We start from the raw sequence: 17,141 nt of genomic DNA, 5'->3' as shown, positions 1-17,141 counted from the left end.
GGCGACCACCGAGGAGATCTTCAACTCGGAGGTGTCGTCCTCGCCGGGGTCCACCACGTCCACCGGGTCGAAGCGGTACGCGTACTCGGCGGTGACCGCCTTCTTCTTCGGCGAGAAACGCACCAGACGCGTGGTGCGCGAAGCGTCACCGGCATCCCCGTCCGGCAGCGAAAGCGGACTCTGCAGGGCCATCACCAGGTCGCCGCCCGGCAGTTGGGCCAGCCCCTCGAAGCCGCGGTTGATCTTCCGGTGCAGGAAGATCGCGGGCAGCGCCTCGACCACCGGGTAGTCCGTGCCGGTCAGGTGGAGCCCCTTGGGCACGTAGCGCGTGAGTACCTTCCCACGCGCGGAGACATGCACGAGGGAAGGCCCGTACTCGTCGACGAGCCAGAAACTCCCGTCCTTCGCCCGGACGATGCCCTCGGTGTCCAGCCCGTTCGGGTTGTACGGCAGGGGGGTCTTGGCGTCGTAGGTGTACGGCGCCTCGTCCCGGCCTGCCTGGTTCGACAGCCCGGTGACGGCCTTGCCGGACGAGGTGGTGATCGGGATGGCCTCCAGCACCTTCACGGTGTCGCCGGAGACGCGCACCTTCACGATCGCCGGATCGAACCCCGGCACTGGGAAGGTGCGGCGCTTGGTGCCGTCGACCTTGATCTGGCCGTTGGGCCCGCGGTCGGTGACCGTCCAGAACTCGCCCTTACGGCCCGTCGGGTAGATGTCGCTGCCGATGCCGCCGAGGTCGATGCCCCGGTCGTTGTCCACCGTCCCGGGCAGCAGCGCGTTGCTGAAGGCGCCGAGAGGAATGTCGCCGAGCGTCGCGGTGCGGACGGCATGCGCGTCCTCCGACACCGCACTCGCGGGCGGGCAGGCCGCCACAAGGGCCGCGATCACGGCAAGCGGAACGCCTGCTGCGACGGAGCGCCGGACGTGGGACCGGCCGGTGGCGTGCGGGGACATCGAGCCTCCTGAGGAGCAAGTTCGCTGACAGTGGCCAGATTTGGGTCCTGCAGCGAACGTCGCACTACCGCCGGGTGAACGGGGAGCGTCGGGATTCCGAGCACAAGTGCGACCCGTTCCGGTGACAGGTGCATCGCATCGCATCGCACAGCAGTGCACCGCAGCGCTCAGCAACACGGGGAAAACGGTTCGCGACACCCGCCGACCGCTGACTACCTTCACGCGACATGGACATCGACGGCCCCAAGACCGACGACACCAAGACCGAAGACCCCAAGGAGGTCGTCCGGCGCGGGTACGACGCCGTCTCCCGGCTCTACGACGACGCGTACGGCGCCGAGACCAAGTACGCGGCCCTGCTCGCCGACCTGTGCCGACGCCTCCCGGTCGGCAGCACGGTCCTGGACGTCGGGTGCGGAAGCGGGGTACCGGTCGCACGGACCCTCGTGGAAGCCGGCCATCAGGTCACCGGCGTCGACATCAGCGAGGTGCAGATCCGCCGGGCTCAAGAGCGCGTGCCGCAGGCGCAGTTCATCCGCGGCGACGCCACGGCCGTCACCTTCGAGCCCGGCTCCTTCGACGCCGTGGTCTGCCTGTACGCCCTCATCCACATCCCGCTGGCCGAACAGCCGCCTCTGCTGCGGCGGATCGCCGGATGGCTGCGACCGGGCGGTTGGTTCGTGGCGACCACCGGACACGGCGCCTGGACCGGAACCGAGCAGAACTGGCTCGGCGGCGGAGCCCCGATGTGGTGGAGCCACGCGGACGCCGCCACCAACCGCGCATGGATCACCGGGGCCGGACTGACCGTGGAACGCGAGGAGTTCCTGCCCGAGGGCGACGCGGGCCACGCCCTGTTCTGGGCCCGGCGCCCGGCCCAGGGGGACTGAGTCGCCCGGGCGGGGCGCCGTCGCCCTCGTCCTGCCGTCAGATCGGCCGTCAGAAGTTGTACGGCTTCTCGGTGTTCCAGTTCAGCACGTCGGCCTCGTTCCAGCTGAACTGCGGCTGCTGGCCCTTGGCGTCGACGGAGTAGAAGGGGCCGGTGTGACCGTCCGCGCCGCGCAGCGCGATGGCGAAGGACTGCGCCGTGTGGTTCTTCGAGCCGTAGGCGAAGAGGTTCACCGCGCTGTACACCTTGCTTCCGGGCCGGAGCGTGATGCGCTTGTCGCCGCCCGGGTTGTCCTTCTTCGAGTGCGGCAGAGCGGCACTGTCGACGTCCCCGCCGGGCTTCACGGCCGGGTACGAGGTGACCCAGCACGGCTTGGTGCCCTCGTTCGTCGCGGTGACCAGCAGGTGGTCGCCCTGCTGACCGGCGAACCGGTGCACCGCGGTGACCAGCATCTCGTCGCCGCGGCACATCTGGGCGCCGGCCGCGGTGCTCTCGCTCGCGACCTGGTCCGTCCCGCCCGAGGCGTTCGCCGGGCGCGTGCCCTGCTTGGTGGCACCACCGCTGCCGGCCTGGCCCGCGCTGCCCTTGCCGATGCTGGTGTTCCCGTCCCCGTCGGACGCGGACGGGCTCTGCGCGGCACTGGCGGCGTGGTCGCCGCCCGACGCCTTCGAGCCCCCGTCCCCGCCGCCGCAGGCGGTCAGACCCAGCGCCAGCGCGGCGGTGACGGCGGCCAGGGCGGCGGAACGGGCGGTTCGGCGGGCACGGTGCGTGGTCATGATGAAAGGTCCCCCATGGACTGTCAGGACGCGGCACTTTCCCCTGCTCCGGCGGGGCGACCGGCCGCATCGTCTGTTTCGCTGCACCTCATGAGATGAGGCCCGAGCAAGCGCCGTTCACTGGGGTTTGTCCGTATTGGGTAACAGGGCGGCCGAGCCCAGACACACCGGTCAACAGGGGGCCGCGTTACTCTTCGGCGGCCAGCTGGTCCTCATCGATGAGAAGCGCATCCACCAGCTCTTCGTGATGTCGTCGTTCCGTGGTCCGTGACGGACTGGACAGCACGATTTCCTTGGCCTCGCCGAGGGCGCTCGGACCCGCACCGAGCAATTCTCGCGTGACGATGATCGAGTCCATCACGCCCACTCCGCGGTCCTTCAGCAACTGCTGCACCGCGTCCATGCCCGCCCCCGCGTCAAGCAGTGGCCTGCACTCCGCGACAAGCGCGGCGACCCGCTCAACCCGAGCTGGATCAAGAGCCATCGACTTCTCACCCCTGTGTGCGACGGGGCCGGAGCCCCGCAGATTCCGCGTTCCGACGACGCACGCCGGCAGACGGACGGCCGGGAGAAAGGATCGCAGAACTCCGTTGCTCAGCACACGCCTTGATGGCGGCGCGACGGGCGGCGAAACGACCGGTCAGACACCGCACACGCCGCGTAACTCCCCTCGTGACACTGGTGACAGAACAGCGACACAACAGCCCACAACTGTCATGGGGGCTCCCTGGTCTCATCTGGCGTGGACGGCGACGACCGCCCGTTCGCAGCGCATTGACCAAGACATCAACAGGGGGAACACCATGAAGTCGATCCGCCGTAAGGCAGCCACCGCGGGCGCCCTCGCCGTCCTCGCTCTGGGCGGCACGCTCGCCGCGACCTCCCCGGCCTCGGCCGCCACGCCCACCGCCTACAACGGCGCCTGCGGCAAGGGCTACGACGTCATACGGGCGACGCCGATCCACTCGACCTCCCAGACCACCATCCCCGCCACCACGTTCGTGACCTACAACAGCGCCGCGGGCAAGGTGTGCGCGGTCACCGTTCGCACCAACCCGGGCACCCGTGTCTTCATGGAGGTCACGCTGGACACCTGGCCCTACAGCAGCGGCGAGGTCAGGGACTCCGGCTCGTACACGAGCTACGCGGGTCCGGTGTACAAGGACGTGCCCGACGACGGCCAGTGCCTGACCTGGAGCGGTACGTTCGACAACTACTACACCTCGGACAACGGCAACTGCACCTGATCGGGCAGCTGCCGGTGTGGCCGGCCTCCGACTCGGCCACGCCGGCAGCGCAGGAAATGCGTTTGGCCGACCGCCGTGCCCGCTGCTACGTTTCCCGAGGCCGTGCGAGGGATTGAGGAGGTGGTACCCGTGAACGTATCGACATGGGTGCTCCCCTCCGGGGTCGCGGTCGGGCGATAGGTCGTCCGGGAGCGCCGTTCAGTGCACTCCCGAAAGGCACGACCATGCATTTCACTTCCGAACAGCGTCTCGACGGCGGCGTCCTCGAACGCGAATTCACCCTCGGCGAGATCCCGGGCTTCCTGTGGACGCCCGCATCCGCATCGGCGTCCGCGCCGGTCCCGCTGATCCTGCTCGGCCACCCCACGCTCGGGCTGCGCAGGATGTACCCGCGGCTGGTGGCACGAGCTCAGCACGCCGCTGCGGATGGGTTCGCCACGGCCACCATCGAGCTCCCCGGGAGCGGCGACCGGCCCCGATGGCCGGCCGCTGAGCAGGCTCGCGCCGACCTGCGCCGGGTGAAGGAGGCCGGCGAACCGGTCAGTGACGAGATCATCGGCGCCCTCATCCTGCCGCTCGTCGACAAGGCTGTCCCGGAATGGCAGGCCGCCCTGGACGCCCTCCTCGAGCTGCCCGAGATCGGCGGCCCGGTCGGATACTCGGGAGGAGTGATCTCCATCGGTATCCGGCTGGCGGTGGTCGAGCCACGCATCACGGCCGCCGGATTCTTCGCCGGGAGCTTCGTGCCCCGTGCCATGGTCGAGGAGGCCCGCCAGGTCACCATCCCGCTGCACGTCCTGCTGCAGTGGGACGACGAAGGCAACGACCGGCAGGCGGCGTTGGACCTGTTCGACGCCTTCGGCTCCAAGGAGAAGTCCCTGCACGCCAACATGGGCGGACACACCGGTGTCCCGCAGTACGCGGGGGAGGACGCGGCCCGGTTCTTCACCCGGCACCTGAAGTGAGACCGGGGTGCCAGGTCGCCAGTAGACGGTAGGCCGTGTCGGCCAGAACGCCGCTCATCGAGGGCAGGCCCGGACCCCCGCCGATGCCGCGGCCCCCTGCCAATTCGGCAGGGGGCCGTGCTGCCCGGAGCCGTGAACTGCTTGATTTGGGCACTACGTCGGATGCGGCCAGATCCAGTGTCCAGGGAACAGCTCCAACCGCGCTGGAGCCTGCGGTCGGTGGCCGTGTGTGAGAACTCGCCGCTCGTCCCTCCCCGCCTCCAAGCCGCTCAGAGCCCGTCTCAGGCGGGCGCCTCGCCAACCGCCGGCTCCAACGCCGCCAGAGCCGTCCCGGGGTCACGGCAAGCCGCTCCCGCGGGCACCCACCGACCCCGTTCCTTCCGGTACGGCCACCAGCGGCCGTCCCGGCCCAGGCGCAGTTGGGCCGGTGCGCCTACCAGCGTCCAGCGGTTGCCCTTCACCCGCAGCGACGGCCGTTCGTCCTCCTCCCAGGCCGACTCCAGCGCCGCACGCGCGCGTGCCAGCATCTCGCCCGTGGGCGGCCACTCCTCCTCCAGGACCGAGAGCGCGGCCGCACCGCCCAGGCTCCACGCGCGCGTGGCCCGCGAAAGGGCCTCCCGGTCCCGTCCCGAGCCATCGGCCAGCCGGTCCGCCACCGCCCGCTCCGGCGATCCCAAGGCCAGCCGGACCGCATCTTGCGGGGACATCAACTCCGCATCCATCAGCGGCACTTCGGCCTCAGTGCTGAGGGCACGGGCGAGTAGACGCTGCGCCTCTACGGCCGTCCGGGCGGCCAGATGGCGTAGCGCGGCCGGGTCGACGCCAGGTGCCGGGGGTGTCTCGGTGTCCAGCGATGGTGGGAGTCCGGGTTCCGGGGGCAGCTCCGGGGGATCCGGCAGCGGCGGCAGGATGTGGCCCGTCCGGTACGCCTCGGCGGCGTCCACTCCATCCGGCACCGAAGGCGCTTCGGCGTGCTGCCTGGTACTGCGTGCCTGCAGATCGTCGAGCAGGGCGTGTTCTCCCCGTCCGCGCATCAGCAGCAGCACGAAGGGGTCCTGGTCCAGCAGCCGTGCCACCTGGTAGCACAGGGCCGCCGTGTGGCCGCAGTGGTCCCAGGCGTCGCAGTCGCACTCGGGTTCCAGATCGCCCAGGCCCGGCAGGAGGTCGATACCCGCGCTCGCCGCGTCCTCGACCAGATGCGGTGGCATGTCCCGGTCCAGCAACGCCGCGACGTGACCGGCCCGTTCTACTGCCAGGTCCAGGAAGCGGTCCCACTGTTCGCCGTCCAGTTGCTCCAGCAGGACGTCGGCCCGATGCGTCGTGCGGTCGCGGTCCTGGACCACGGCGGTGATGCGTCCCGGGCGAACGGACACCGCTCCCACGGCTCCCGCGCGTGCGAGCCTGCGGCCCGCCTTGAGCTGCTGGGTGTCGAGCGCGGTGTCCTCCAGGGCCTTGAGCCAGGCCAGGCCCCACCATGTCTGCGCGAAACCTCGCCCGTGCGCGGGCGGCAGCGCGGCGAACGTCCGCTGCGTGTCACGGTCGTTCATCGCGCTCCACCTCGCAGTTCCACCAGATCGGCCAGCTCCGCGTCCGTCAGCTCGGTGAGTGCCGTCTCGCCGGAGCTCAGGACCGCGTCGGCCAACTCCCGCTTCCGGCCGAGCATGTCGGCGATGCGGTCCTCGATGGTGCCCTCCGCGATCAGCCGGTGCACCTGCACGGGCCGGTTCTGTCCGATGCGGTAGGCGCGGTCGGTGGCCTGCGCCTCGACGGCCGGGTTCCACCACCGGTCGTAGTGCACGACGTGTTCGGCCCGTGTCAGGTTCAGTCCCGTGCCCGCGGCCTTCAACGAGAGCAGGAACACGGGGACTTCGCCGTCCTGGAAGCGCCGCACCATCGCCTCGCGCTCGGCGACGGGTGTTCCGCCGTGCAGGAACTGCGAGGCGATTCCGCGCGCCGTCAGATGGCGTTCGATGATGCGCGCCATGCGCACGTACTGCGTGAAGACCAGGACGCTCGACCCCTCGGAGAGGATGGTGTCGAGGAGTTCGTCCAGCAGTTCCAGCTTTCCCGAGCGGCCGGGGATCCGTGGCCGCTCCTCCTTCAGGAACTGCGCCGGGTGGTTGCAGATCTGCTTGAGTCCGGTCAGCAGCTTCATGATCAGCCCGCGCCTGGCCATGCTGTCGGCGCCGGAGATCTCCGCCAGCGTCTCGCGCACCACCGCCTCGTACAGACCGGCCTGCTCCGTGGTCAGGGACACGGCGCGGTCGGTCTCTGTCTTCGGCGGCAGCTCCGGTGCGATCCCCGGGTCCGACTTGCGGCGCCGCAGCAGGAACGGCCGTACGAGACGGGCGAGTCGATCCGCGGCCGCCGGATCCTGACCGCCCTCGACGGCCTGCGCGTATCGCGTTCGGAAGGTGCCGAGCCCGCCCAGCAGCCCGGGCGTCGTCCAGTCGAGGATCGCCCACAACTCCGACAGGTTGTTCTCCACCGGGGTGCCGGTGAGCGCCACACGCGCGCGTGCGCCGATGGAACGCAGTTCCCGGGCGGTCGCCGAGTAGGGGTTCTTGACGTGTTGCGCCTCGTCCGCCACGACCATGCCCCACGGCACCTCGGCGAGCCGACGCGCGTCGAGGCGCATCGTGCCGTACGTGGTGAGCACGAACTCCCCGTCGCACAGGGCCTCCAGGCCGCGCCGCGACCCGTGGAAGCGGCGCACGGGCGTACCGGGTGCGAATCTCTCGATCTCGCGCTGCCAGTTGCCCATCAGCGACGTCGGGCAGACCACGAGCGTCGGACCGGCCGTCGACGCCTCGACCTGCCGGTGCAGATGCAGGGCGATCAAGGTGATCGTCTTGCCGAGGCCCATGTCGTCGGCCAGACAGCAGCCGAGCCCTAGAGAGGTCATCCGAGCCAGCCAACTCAGGCCGCGCCGCTGGTAGTCGCGCAGCGTGGCCGCGAGAGCTTCGGGTTGCCCGACCGGCTCCTGCGCCTCGGGGGACGCGAGCCGGTCTCTCAGCGTCGTCAGCCACCCGGTGGCGGCCACATCGACTCGTTGGCCGTCGACCTCGGCCGAGCCCGTCAGCGCGGCGCTCAGCGCCTCTACGGGGCTGACCTTCCGGTCCCGCCGGGATCGGGCCCGGTGTACCTCCTGCGGGTCGACCAGGACCCACTGGCCGCGCAGGCGTACGACGGGGCGGCTTGCTTCGGCGAGGCGGTCCAGCTCCTCGCGCGTGAGCTGCTCCTCGCCCAGCGCGAAGCGCCAGTTGAAGGCGAGCAGCGCGTCGGCGGACAGGAAGGTCGGTGTGTCCGTGGCGGCCCCGCCGGCCCCCGGCTCCTCGTCCGGAGGGCCGATCACCGCGCGTGCGCCGAGCCTGCGGAACAGATCCTTCGGCCAGTGCACTTCGACCCCGGCCTCGGCGAGCGCTCGGGCGCCCTGCCCGAGCAGCTCGGTGATGTCCTCGTCGGCGAGCTCGACGGCGTCCGGCACGCCCGCCGAGAGCAGCGGCGTCAACGCCGGCCAGGACCGGGCCGCCCTTCGGAGCGCAAGCAGCACGTCCACGCGTGCGCGTGCTCCAAAACCTCCGCCCTTGGAGTCGCCCCAGACCGCGGAGGCGTCCGCCACCAGCGCCGGATCGCTGACGCTGTGCACCTGCAGCACGGCGCGGAATCGTACCGCCGCGTCGTCCTGCGTCGCCTCGGCGAGGCCGGGCACCTCGATCCGCAGCGACAGCCGTACGCCCGCGTCGTGGCCCGCGGCGACATCGGCGGTCCAGGCGCGCTGTTCGGGCAGGTACTGCGGCTCCTGCGCCGCGTAGGCGGGCCCGCCCGTCACCAAGGCGGCCGCGGGGGAGCGCGGCAGGCAGTCGGCCACCGCGTCCAGGAAGGCGCGCAGCAGCCGCTCGGGCTCGGGCAGTCGCGGGGGCTCTGCCCGGCCGGTTCCCGGTACGGCGTTCGTCCCCATCGCTACGGCGCGCGTCTCCACCGGCACGGCGTGTGCCTGCGGCGGCATCGAGGCGGCCAGCCTGCGGACGCGGTCGATGTCCTCCAGGGACAGTGGGCCGACGCGCCAGGCGTCGTGCTCGCCGGGGGAGAGTCCCGGCAGCAGCAGGCCGCGCGCCACGAACTGCAGCGCCAGCACGGTGGCCGCTCCCCAGAACGTGGCTCCCGGGTGTCCGTTCGCGTCGGTACGCGCGCGCGTGAGGACCGGCAGCGCGGCTCGCACCGGCAGGAGGAGTGCGGGGACTTCGATCACCTCTACGTCGGCGACGGTGTCGGCACCGTCGCCGCCGGGCAGGACGACGCTCAGCTCCTCGACGGACCCCGCCGCAAGCGGCGGAGGGGCGGTGCCGTCGGGGTGCCAGAACGCGACCCGGCCGGTGCGGGCCGGATCGCCGGGCAGGAAGGCGGCGCAGGAGTGGGCCAGTTCGGAGATCTCGGAGGGTGTTGCCGCGGGGAACGTCTGCACAGCGAAGCTGCACTCCTCAAATTTGACTACTGGAGCTCGGGGTCGCCGAGGGTACAGCAACTCGGCCCGTCGTGGGCGAGGGCGCGGCGGTCGTACGCGAGGACACGGCCAGCCATGGTCGACAGAGCCGACCACCACCCCGATCCGCGATCCGCGCGCGGGGGTGTTGTCAGCCCCCCTACGCGCGACGGGCTGACCCCCGCCCGTACTCGGGGGGTGGCGTCATGGTCGCGGAGGGTCGCTGATTCGTACGTTTCCTCAGGTCAGCCCGTTGCCTGAGAGAGCCGGAGACCGGACATGCCCGAGCCCACCACAGCCGTCGCCGAACCCCCGCGGAACATCCGCGACGCCCCGCCCGGCGGAAGCGAGTTCGCACCTCTCCTGCGTACGGTCCGGGGCCAGGGACTCCTGGAGCGGCGTCCCCTCTGGTACGCCCGCCGCATCGCCACCAACGCACTCGCCCTGGCCGCCGTCGTCACCGGTGTCGTCCTGATCGGCGATTCATGGTGGTCGCTCCTGCTGGCCCCGCTGCTGGCCGTGTTCGGCGCCCGTACGGCCTTCATAGGCCACGACGCGGGCCACTCCCAGATCACCACCGGCAAAGCGGCCGCGCGCGTCATCGGGCTGATCCACGGCAACCTGCTCCTGGGGATGAGCTACGCCTGGTGGAACGACAAGCACAACCGTCACCACGCCAACCCGAACCACATCGACAAGGACCCCGACGTCGTCGCCGACGTCCTGGTGTTCACCGGTGAGCAGGCCAAGGTGCGGACCGGCTTCAGGCGCTGGCTGACCCGCAACCAGGCCTGGCTGTTCTTCCCGCTCACCCTCCTCGAGGGCGTCGCCCTGAAGGTCCACGGCTTCCAGGACCTGCGGCGGCAGCCTCCCCGGGAACGGAGGGTGGAGGGCCTGCTCCTCGTGACCCATGTGGTCGCGTACGCGACCTTGCTGCTCACCTCGCTGTCCCCGGGCAAGGCGCTCGCCTTCGCCGCCCTCCACCACGCGCTGTTCGGCCTGCACCTGGGGCTGGCCTTCGCCCCCAACCACAAGGGCATGGAGATGCCCGACCCGGACGGCGAGCGGTGGGGGCACCTGCGCCGGCAGGTGCTGACCTCGCGCAACATCCGCGGCAGCGTTCTGACCGACTGGTTCCTCGGCGGACTCAACTACCAGATCGAGCACCACCTCTTCCCCAGCATGCCCCGGCCCCATCTCCGTCTCGCCCAGCCCCTGGTGCGCGCGCACTGCCTGGAGTTGGGTATCTCCTATGCGGAGACCGGGCTCGTCGACTCCTACCGGCAGGCGCTGCGTCATCTGCACGAGGTGGGAGAGCCGCTCCGGGCGGAATGACCGGGCGGCCTCTCAGGGACGAGTCGGGGTCGCGCATCAGGGACGTCTCAGGGTCGCGGTCAGGAACCGCGGGCGGTGCGGGTCCGTTTTCAGGACAGAGAGCGGCAGTGGCCGCGAAGGAGGCGACGCACATGTCGAAGAACGCGAAGATCGCGGCGGGGGGTGTGGCGGTCGGGATCATCCTGTTGATCTGGCTGCCCTGGTGGGCATCGCTCCTGATCATCCTGGGAGTGCCGGCCGCCGCGTACCTCACGCTGGACCCCTCACAGCGGCGCAGGCTGCGCCGCGCCACCCGCAAGGAGCTCGGTCGCTGACCACCTGCCGCACGTTCTACCGCACGGGATCGGCCGGGTCGGCCACCCCGCAGGAGTTGACCACGTCCCCGCCCGCGGGCCGCGCGACCGCGTGGTCCGCGGGCGGCCGGGTCCCCTTCTCCACCCAGGAGACCAGGGTGTCGAACGCCGAGCGGTAGCAGGGCAGGATCGGTCGCAGCCGGTCCGGATACGTGTCGTAGAGGCCGTCGACATGGGTGCCGCCCTGGATCGTGTAGTAGCGGTGCAGCGGGCCGCGTCCGCTCGCGTCGACCATCCGCGCGTACACGTCCGAGTCGGCGGCCTTGGGCAGGAGGGAGTCCAGGTCGCCGTGGAGGGTGATCAGCGGCCGTCCGATGCGCCCGGTCAGCGACACCCGGGCTACGGCCCGGTGCACGGACGCGGGGCGTGAGGCGTAGTGGTAGGTCGTGTCGCTCGCGCAGGGCGACAGGATCTGGTCGGTGGTGCTGCCCGCGGACGGTCCCGGGCAGGCGGGGTCGTAGGACGGGTCGAACTCCGCGCGGTAGATCTTCTGCGTGACGCCCCAGTACGCCTTCTCGTGGTACGGCCACAGGAACTCCGAGCCCCGCGCGAAGCCCACCGCGTACATGTCCTCGTCGCTCGCGCTGCCCAGAGTTCTGCCCACGGCGGTGGGCAGGGAGGTGAGCAGGTTGGGACCGTCGGCGGTCCACAGCGCGCCTTCCCAGTCCACGCCGCCGTCGTAGAGCTCCGGGTGGTTCTCCAGCTGCCAGCGGGTCAGGTAGCCGCCGTTGGAGATGCCGGTCATGTAGGTGTGGCGGGGGGAGTGCCCGTAGCGCTGGGCGACCGCGCGCTTGGCGGTCCGGGTGAGCTGGGTGGTCCGTGCGTTCCACTCGGCGATCGCGTCGCCGGGCCGGGTTCCGTCGCGGTAGAAGTCGGATCCGCTGTTGCCCTTGTCGGTCGCGGCGTAGGCGTAGCCCTCGGCGAGGACCTGGTCGGAGATCGCGGTGTCCGTGGCGTACTGCTTACGGGTGCCGGGGGCCCCGGTGACCACCAGGCCGCCGTTCCAGTGGTCGGGCAGCCGGATCACGAACTGGGCGTCGTGCTGCCAGCCGTGAGTGTGGTTGAAGTGAGAGGAGTCCGGGAAGTAGCCGTCGATCTGCACCCCGGGCACACCGGACGGCGTGCGGGTGGCCTTGGCCGTCAGGCCGGCCTGGTCGGCCATGTCGGTGTACCGCGTACCGGCGAGTCCCGTGGTGGTCAGATCGGGCAGACAGGCGGTCTGCTGGAAGGCGGCGCCGGGCACGTGCAGGCGCGCCTGGCGGGCGCAATGCTCACCGCCGACCGCCGTGGCGTCGGCGGGGGTCGGCCAGGCGAGCGCCGCCGCCACCAGCGTGGCGGCGGCGAGTGGAACACCGCGGGACGGGCGCATGACGGCCTCCGGGGCAGGGGAGTGGGAGACGACCGCAGGGAAGCGGGCGCCGCGGGCTGCCCCATCGTGCGGTGCGGTCCCGACGGCATCCATGGGCCGGGACCACATTCAAGGCCATTACCGCATGGCGGTTTGGCACACGGTCCGCGCGCAGGAACCCGTGAATGAAGTCCCGTACGGAGGAGGGAATTTCGGCCGAGGGCGCAGGAGACCGGCCATGCCACGTTGTGTGCGGTGGGGCGGACCGGAGGCGTCGCGAACACTGTCCTGACCGCCCCGCCCCGTCAGCGGGGACGCGAACGGAGACTCAGATGGGCCGTACGGCCATCTTCTCGAGTGCGTCCAGGAGTCCGGGCAGTTCCGGGCCGCGGCCGACCGGCAGGACCTCGCCGGGCTCCGCGTCGAGCAGGACGAACGCGATGTCGTCGGTCCTGGCCACCAGCGACCAGCCCGGGCCGTCCGCACGCAGCGTCCGCGCGTCGCCCGGGGCGAACGACGACCGGACCCGGCCGAGCGGCGGCGGTGATTCCACATACGCCCGCGCCTCGGCGAGTACGCGCCGCACTCCGCCGTGCCCCTTGGACTCGCCCGCCTGACCGTCCTGCTCCGCCGGCTCGTCCTTCACGGCCACGGCCACGGCTTGTTCTGCGACCTCGGTGGACTCGGTGGACTCGGACGCCTCGTCCGCGCTGCTGCCGCCGCCGTCCGGACCGCCCGGAACCGAGAAGTCCGCATCGCTGATCTGCTCCCGCCAGATCGCCCACTGCAGCGCGATCTCGTCGGCGCCGAGACGCCGTTGGGCCGGTCCCCACCTGCTCGTGTCCGGCGGTGTCAGCGGTGGGCCCTCCGCGACGTCGGGGCCGGGGTCGTGCGGCGCGGGCACGTTGGGCGCCGCGACGGCGACCGCGAGGGGCCAGCCCGGCAGGGCGGCGACGACCGACCGCTCGTCGGGCGAGAGGTCGTATTCCATCCCGCAGTCCCAGGAGGCGATGGCGACCGCGACCAGGGAGACGTCGTCGACCACGACGGTCCATCGGGCGCCTTCGCCGTCCTGACCGAGCACCAGGCCGTATCCGTCCGCGAGCGGCGCGAGTCCGAGGGCCGCGCAGGCCTCCGGATAGTCGTCGCCGAGCACGCTCGGGAACTTCGCCGGCGTCAGAAGTACCGCCGTGAGCACATAAAGCGCCTCGTCCGCGGCGGTGACGGCGTCCTCGTCCGTCCCGGCCATGCCAGCCTCCCCTTGGATTTCATCCGATCGCGCGCACCCTAGTGCGAACGGAAGCAGCTTGTCACGACCCGCAAGAACACGTGGACCTGCAGTTTTCCGGCTGGACGGGGCGAATCGACCACGTGTGCCCTTACACGTATCAGGCCGCCGGGAGTCCCAGCAGCGTGCGGGCGACCGTTCCCGGTGACTCGTCACGCTCCCGCGCCAGGGCGATGACAGCCCTGCAGGCCAGCTCGTTGACCCCGAACGACAAGGCTTCCGGCGACACCCAGCCCGCCGCCTCGTCGATACGGTCCTGGTCGTCCTCCGCGCAGGCCGAGACGTACGCGGCGGCCGCTTCGAAAAGATTGTGTGTACGTTTGTCCCGGCCGTTGCTCAGGTCCGCGCGAACGGCGTTGAGGAATCTTGTACAGAACTTGCGCACCCTGCCCAGCATGCTGACCGCCTTCCCCCGGCGTGATTGCCCGCGGCTGATCGTTCGATCGTTCATCTCCTGCTACTCAAACTAGAGTTGGAGTTCCGGCGGCAGAAGGGGGACGTCACGGTGAAGCAGAAGTGGATCAGCCGCCCAGTGCCCCGATCGTCTCGCGCAGCCAGCTGAGCTCGGCCCGGGACGTCGCACGCGCGATGGTCAGCACCCCGCGGCGGAAGGGGTCGTCCAGCTCTTCGGCGCGCAGCGGCCGGTCGCCGTCGTAGAAGAAGCTCGACGGTTCCTCCAGGAATGCCAGTCTGCGCCGGAGCACGGCCGCTTGCGCCGGCGCGTCGTCGAGGTGGCGGAGGAAGGCGAGCACCGTGAACCACCGGTTCTCGTCGCTGAGGTCGCGCTGATCGGGCTCCGCCAGCCGTCGGCGCAGCTCGCGCCGGCCCTCCTCGGTGAGCGTCAGGACGTGGCGCGGTGCGGCGACAGCGCCGGGCTCGGTGGCACGCGCCAGCAGGCCGGCCTTCTCCAGGCGCTTGATCGCCGGGTACAGCGTGCTTTCGGCGACGGGCTTCACATGGCCGGTCAGGGCGGTGATGCGCTTACGCAGCTCATAGCCGTGCAGCGGGGCGTCGTACAGGAATCCGAGGATGGCCAGCTCCAGCATGCCCGCATTCTCTCCTGCAGCCGCTGTACCTCACACTCCCGGTACATCGTGTGCGTAATACATCGGTCACGATGTATCGTCGTGCGCGTGCCGAGGTGGCCGTGGGGCCATGAGGGAGGAGACGCGATGAGGCAGGCCGAGTTCGACGGCAAGGGCGGCTGCATCCGGTGGACGGAGACGCCGGGCGAGGAACCCGCGCGCGTGTACGTGCACGGGCTGGGCTCGGTCTCGGCCGTGTACCACGCGCACATCGCAGGCCGCCCCGAACTCGCGGGCCGGCGCAGCCTGTTCGTGGACCTGCCCGGGCACGGCATCAGCGACCGCCCTCAGCATTTCGGCTACACGCTGGAGGAGCACGCCGACGCCCTGGCGGTGGCCCTGGACGCGGCGGGCCTGACCGGCTGCGACCTGGTGGCGCACAGCATGGGCGGTGCCGTCGCCATCGTGCTCGCCCACCGGCGGCCGGAACTGGTCGCCCGGCTCGTTCTCACGGAGGCGAACCTCGACCCCCTGCCGCCGGCCGCCGCCGGCAGCAGCACCATCGCCGCCTACACGGAGGAGGAGTTCGTGGACGGCGCCCACGCGCGCGTGCTGGAGAACGTCGGCCCCCTGTGGGCGGCGACCATGCGGCTGGCCGACCCGCGCGCCCTGCACCGCTCGGCCGTGCATCTGCGCCGGGGATCGACCCCGCCCATGCGGGAGATCCTGGAAGGGCTGCCGATCGAGCGCGTGTATCTGCAGGGCGAGCTGAGTGGCGAACTCGCGGGCAGTGAGGCCCTGGAGGCGTCCGGGGTGCGCGTGGTGACGGTGGCGGGCGCGGGCCACAACATCATGTTCGACAACCCCGACGCCTTCGCGGCGGCGGTCGCGGGCCGCTCCTGAGCCTCGGTCCTCCGTGCGGCCGGTGCGCCGTGAATCAGTCCTCCCGTACGGCCAGCGCGAGGAAGCGGGCGTCCTCGTCGACGTAGGACGTCATGCGCCAGCCCGAACCGGCGAGCAGCGGGCGCAGGTTGGGCTCGGCCCGCAGGTCCTCCGGTGTGATCTGACGTCCCTGCCGGGCCGCCAGTGCCACCCGGCCGATGGGGTGGAAAAGTGCCAGCATGCCGCCGGGGCGGACCACCCGTGCCAGCTCCCGCAGGTTCTCGCCCGGCTGGGGCAGGTGGGCGATGAGGCCGGCGGCGAACACGGCGTCGAGGACGTGCCTGCGCAGCGGCAGCGCGGCCACGTCGGCGAGCAGCAGCCGCCCGTCGCCGTCCCTGCCGGCGCGCACGGCGGCCTGCAGCATGGCCGGGGTCAGATCGGCCCCGACCACGACCCCCGAGGGCCCCACGGCGGCACGTAGCGGCGTCAGGGCCCTGCCGGTGCCGCAGCCCGCGTCGAGCACCCGGTCGCCCTCGCGCAGTCCCATCTCGGCGACCGCCGCGGCGTAGGCCGGGCCGTCGTCGGGGAACCGGCTGTCCCAGTCGGCGGCACGGGCACCGAAGAACTCCTGGACGTGTGTGTGGTCGTCGCTCATGTTCCGCATGATTCCTCACCGACACGGATGACGCCGCAGTGCACACGTTCGAGCGTGACGCGGTCGTTCAGTTGCACCTCTGCGTCATCTTCCAACAGCTTTCGAAATGCGCCCCCTTGGTGCGCCCTCTGTGGGTCTAGCGTCCCGGGGCCATGGGACATATGGACCATGCCGCGTTCGGCTGGCTGACCCCCGTGCTGTCGTACGCGATGGCGTGCACGGGCGCCGCACTGGGACTGCGCTGCACCCTCCGCGCGCTCGGCGCCACCGGGCGCTCGCGCCGCAACTGGCTGCTCACGGCCGCCTCGGCGATCGCCACCGGCATCTGGACCATGCACTTCGTGGCCATGCTCGGATTCGCGGTCGGCGGCACCGACATCCGCTACGACGTGCCGCTCACCCTCGCCAGCCTGCTCGTCGCGATGATCGTCGTCTGCGGCGGCGTGTTCGCCGTCGGTCACGGCCGCGACCGCACCCGCGCGCTGCTGCTCGGCGGACTCACCACCGGGCTCGGCGTGGCGAGCATGCACTACCTGGGCATGGCGGCACTGCAACTGCACGGCCAGGTCCACTACGACCCCGCACTCGTGGCGCTCTCCGTCGTGATCGCCGTGCTCGCGGCGACGGCGGCCCTGTGGGCGGGGCTCAACGCCAAGTCACCGCTGGCCGTCACCGCCGCCTCGCTGATCATGGGCGCGGCGGTGAGCAGCATGCACTACACCGGCATGCTCGCGGTGAGCGTCCACGTCACGCCGTCCGACCGGCCCCTGCCCGGAGCCGTGGCGATGCAGTTCATCTTCCCGCTCGCCGTCGGCCTCGGTTCCTATCTCTTCCTGACCTCGGCCTTCGTCGCGCTGTCGCCGACGAGCGCCGACCGCGAGGCGTCCGCCCCGGACCGGCGGCCGGTCGAAAGCACCGCCCACTAGGCCGGCGCCCCC

General features: G+C 71.2%; 17 protein-coding genes. 7 read left to right on the top strand and 10 right to left on the bottom strand.

Annotated features, from left to right (window positions below; genetic code table 11):
• Positions 1–957, bottom strand: a 957-nt coding sequence (locus ACFU97_RS35515) for an esterase-like activity of phytase family protein (RefSeq protein WP_384264785.1), incomplete at its 3' end; no start/stop codon positions are given.
• Positions 958–1,184: 227 nt separating this feature from the next.
• On the opposite strand from ACFU97_RS35515, the gene ACFU97_RS35510 reads away from it, so the two are divergent.
• Positions 1,185–1,847, top strand: a complete 663-nt coding sequence (locus ACFU97_RS35510; protein WP_384264783.1) for a class I SAM-dependent methyltransferase — start codon at positions 1,185–1,187, stop codon at positions 1,845–1,847.
• A gap of 49 nt (positions 1,848–1,896) precedes the next feature.
• On the opposite strand, the gene ACFU97_RS35505 is transcribed toward ACFU97_RS35510, so the two are convergent.
• Together ACFU97_RS35505 and ACFU97_RS35500 are read right to left on the bottom strand one after the other, a co-directional pair.
• Positions 1,897–2,622, bottom strand: coding sequence for a DUF4232 domain-containing protein (locus ACFU97_RS35505; protein WP_384264782.1), 726 nt, complete (start codon positions 2,620–2,622; stop codon positions 1,897–1,899).
• 187 nt (positions 2,623–2,809) lie between these two features.
• A complete protein-coding gene (locus ACFU97_RS35500; RefSeq protein WP_384264781.1) occupies positions 2,810–3,025 on the bottom strand; it encodes a hypothetical protein in 216 nt (71 codons plus the stop codon).
• 400 nt (positions 3,026–3,425) lie between these two features.
• On the opposite strand from ACFU97_RS35500, the gene ACFU97_RS35495 reads away from it, so the two are divergent.
• Both ACFU97_RS35495 and ACFU97_RS35490 read left to right on the top strand, forming a co-directional pair.
• Positions 3,426–3,869 carry a hypothetical protein gene (locus ACFU97_RS35495; protein WP_384264779.1) on the top strand — a complete coding sequence of 148 codons (444 nt, stop codon included), beginning with the start codon at positions 3,426–3,428 and terminating at the stop codon, positions 3,867–3,869.
• Positions 3,870–4,093: 224 nt separating this feature from the next.
• Positions 4,094–4,834, top strand: coding sequence for an alpha/beta hydrolase (locus ACFU97_RS35490; RefSeq protein ID WP_384264777.1), 741 nt, complete (start codon positions 4,094–4,096; stop codon positions 4,832–4,834).
• A gap of 281 nt (positions 4,835–5,115) precedes the next feature.
• On the opposite strand, the gene ACFU97_RS35485 is transcribed toward ACFU97_RS35490, so the two are convergent.
• Both ACFU97_RS35485 and ACFU97_RS35480 read right to left on the bottom strand, forming a co-directional pair.
• Positions 5,116–6,381 (bottom strand): SWF or SNF family helicase, encoded by a 1,266-nt coding sequence (locus tag ACFU97_RS35485; RefSeq protein ID WP_384264775.1) that lies wholly within the window; start codon positions 6,379–6,381, stop codon positions 5,116–5,118.
• Positions 6,378–9,299: a DEAD/DEAH box helicase gene (locus ACFU97_RS35480; protein ID WP_384264774.1), complete on the bottom strand. Its 2,922-nt coding sequence runs from the start codon at positions 9,297–9,299 to the stop codon at positions 6,378–6,380. The genes ACFU97_RS35485 and ACFU97_RS35480 overlap by 4 nt, the downstream gene beginning before the upstream one ends.
• A 297-nt stretch (positions 9,300–9,596) precedes the next feature.
• Between ACFU97_RS35480 and ACFU97_RS35475 the strand changes: the two genes are divergently transcribed.
• Positions 9,597–10,652 (top strand): acyl-CoA desaturase, encoded by a 1,056-nt coding sequence (locus ACFU97_RS35475; RefSeq protein WP_384264773.1) that lies wholly within the window; start codon positions 9,597–9,599, stop codon positions 10,650–10,652.
• Between the two features lie 131 nt (positions 10,653–10,783).
• Complete coding sequence (locus tag ACFU97_RS35470; protein ID WP_384264772.1) at positions 10,784–10,966, top strand: hypothetical protein; 183 nt, start codon at positions 10,784–10,786, stop codon at positions 10,964–10,966.
• A 16-nt stretch (positions 10,967–10,982) separates the two neighbouring features.
• Here ACFU97_RS35470 and ACFU97_RS35465 read toward each other — a convergent pair whose 3' ends face one another.
• The 4 genes from ACFU97_RS35465 to ACFU97_RS35450 all read right to left on the bottom strand — a co-directional run bounded on the left by ACFU97_RS35465 (position 10,983) and on the right by ACFU97_RS35450 (position 14,687).
• Positions 10,983–12,374 (bottom strand): tannase/feruloyl esterase family alpha/beta hydrolase, encoded by a 1,392-nt coding sequence (locus ACFU97_RS35465; protein ID WP_384264770.1) that lies wholly within the window; start codon positions 12,372–12,374, stop codon positions 10,983–10,985.
• A gap of 307 nt (positions 12,375–12,681) precedes the next feature.
• Entirely contained in the window at positions 12,682–13,602 is a 921-nt protein-coding gene (locus ACFU97_RS35460) for a hypothetical protein (RefSeq protein WP_384264769.1), read from the bottom strand.
• A 139-nt stretch (positions 13,603–13,741) separates the two neighbouring features.
• A complete protein-coding gene (locus ACFU97_RS35455) occupies positions 13,742–14,038 on the bottom strand; it encodes a hypothetical protein (protein WP_384264791.1) in 297 nt (98 codons plus the stop codon).
• A gap of 124 nt (positions 14,039–14,162) precedes the next feature.
• The gene (locus ACFU97_RS35450) at positions 14,163–14,687 is read right to left on the bottom strand and encodes a PadR family transcriptional regulator (protein ID WP_384264767.1); all 525 of its coding nucleotides are present in this window, start codon (positions 14,685–14,687) and stop codon (positions 14,163–14,165) included.
• A gap of 126 nt (positions 14,688–14,813) precedes the next feature.
• Between ACFU97_RS35450 and ACFU97_RS35445 the strand changes: the two genes are divergently transcribed.
• Entirely contained in the window at positions 14,814–15,569 is a 756-nt protein-coding gene (locus ACFU97_RS35445) for an alpha/beta fold hydrolase (RefSeq protein ID WP_384264766.1), read from the top strand.
• Positions 15,570–15,603: 34 nt separating this feature from the next.
• Here ACFU97_RS35445 and ACFU97_RS35440 read toward each other — a convergent pair whose 3' ends face one another.
• Positions 15,604–16,203, bottom strand: a complete 600-nt coding sequence (locus tag ACFU97_RS35440) for a class I SAM-dependent methyltransferase (protein WP_384264765.1) — start codon at positions 16,201–16,203, stop codon at positions 15,604–15,606.
• Between the two features lie 152 nt (positions 16,204–16,355).
• Here ACFU97_RS35440 and ACFU97_RS35435 point away from each other — a divergent pair, with 152 nt between their 5' ends.
• Positions 16,356–17,129 carry an MHYT domain-containing protein gene (locus tag ACFU97_RS35435; protein WP_384264763.1) on the top strand — a complete coding sequence of 258 codons (774 nt, stop codon included), beginning with the start codon at positions 16,356–16,358 and terminating at the stop codon, positions 17,127–17,129.
• Positions 17,130–17,141 lie beyond the last annotated feature (12 nt).

It is taken from the genome of Streptomyces sp. NPDC057616 (genome assembly GCF_042800575.1).
Classification (GTDB): domain Bacteria; phylum Actinomycetota; class Actinomycetes; order Streptomycetales; family Streptomycetaceae; genus Streptomyces.
This window is presented reverse-complemented; position numbering and strand designations above follow the sequence as displayed.

Bases quoted from the DNA above. Each gene is read 5' to 3' on its own strand.
- ACFU97_RS35510 (WP_384264783.1), top strand. From the start codon at position 1,185: ATGGACATCGACGGCCCCAAGACCGACGACACCAAGACCGAAGACCCC.
- ACFU97_RS35505 (WP_384264782.1), bottom strand. From the start codon at position 2,622: ATGACCACGCACCGTGCCCGCCGAACCGCCCGTTCCGCCGCCCTGGCC.
- ACFU97_RS35500 (WP_384264781.1), bottom strand. From the start codon at position 3,025: ATGGACGCGGTGCAGCAGTTGCTGAAGGACCGCGGAGTGGGCGTGATG.
- ACFU97_RS35495 (WP_384264779.1), top strand. From the start codon at position 3,426: ATGAAGTCGATCCGCCGTAAGGCAGCCACCGCGGGCGCCCTCGCCGTC.
- ACFU97_RS35490 (WP_384264777.1), top strand. From the start codon at position 4,094: ATGCATTTCACTTCCGAACAGCGTCTCGACGGCGGCGTCCTCGAACGC.
- ACFU97_RS35485 (WP_384264775.1), bottom strand. From the start codon at position 6,381: ATGAACGACCGTGACACGCAGCGGACGTTCGCCGCGCTGCCGCCCGCG.
- ACFU97_RS35475 (WP_384264773.1), top strand. From the start codon at position 9,597: ATGCCCGAGCCCACCACAGCCGTCGCCGAACCCCCGCGGAACATCCGC.
- ACFU97_RS35470 (WP_384264772.1), top strand. From the start codon at position 10,784: ATGTCGAAGAACGCGAAGATCGCGGCGGGGGGTGTGGCGGTCGGGATC.
- ACFU97_RS35465 (WP_384264770.1), bottom strand. From the start codon at position 12,374: ATGCGCCCGTCCCGCGGTGTTCCACTCGCCGCCGCCACGCTGGTGGCG.
- ACFU97_RS35460 (WP_384264769.1), bottom strand. From the start codon at position 13,602: ATGGCCGGGACGGACGAGGACGCCGTCACCGCCGCGGACGAGGCGCTT.
- ACFU97_RS35455 (WP_384264791.1), bottom strand. From the start codon at position 14,038: ATGCTGGGCAGGGTGCGCAAGTTCTGTACAAGATTCCTCAACGCCGTT.
- ACFU97_RS35450 (WP_384264767.1), bottom strand. From the start codon at position 14,687: ATGCTGGAGCTGGCCATCCTCGGATTCCTGTACGACGCCCCGCTGCAC.
- ACFU97_RS35445 (WP_384264766.1), top strand. From the start codon at position 14,814: ATGAGGCAGGCCGAGTTCGACGGCAAGGGCGGCTGCATCCGGTGGACG.
- ACFU97_RS35440 (WP_384264765.1), bottom strand. From the start codon at position 16,203: ATGAGCGACGACCACACACACGTCCAGGAGTTCTTCGGTGCCCGTGCC.
- ACFU97_RS35435 (WP_384264763.1), top strand. From the start codon at position 16,356: ATGGGACATATGGACCATGCCGCGTTCGGCTGGCTGACCCCCGTGCTG.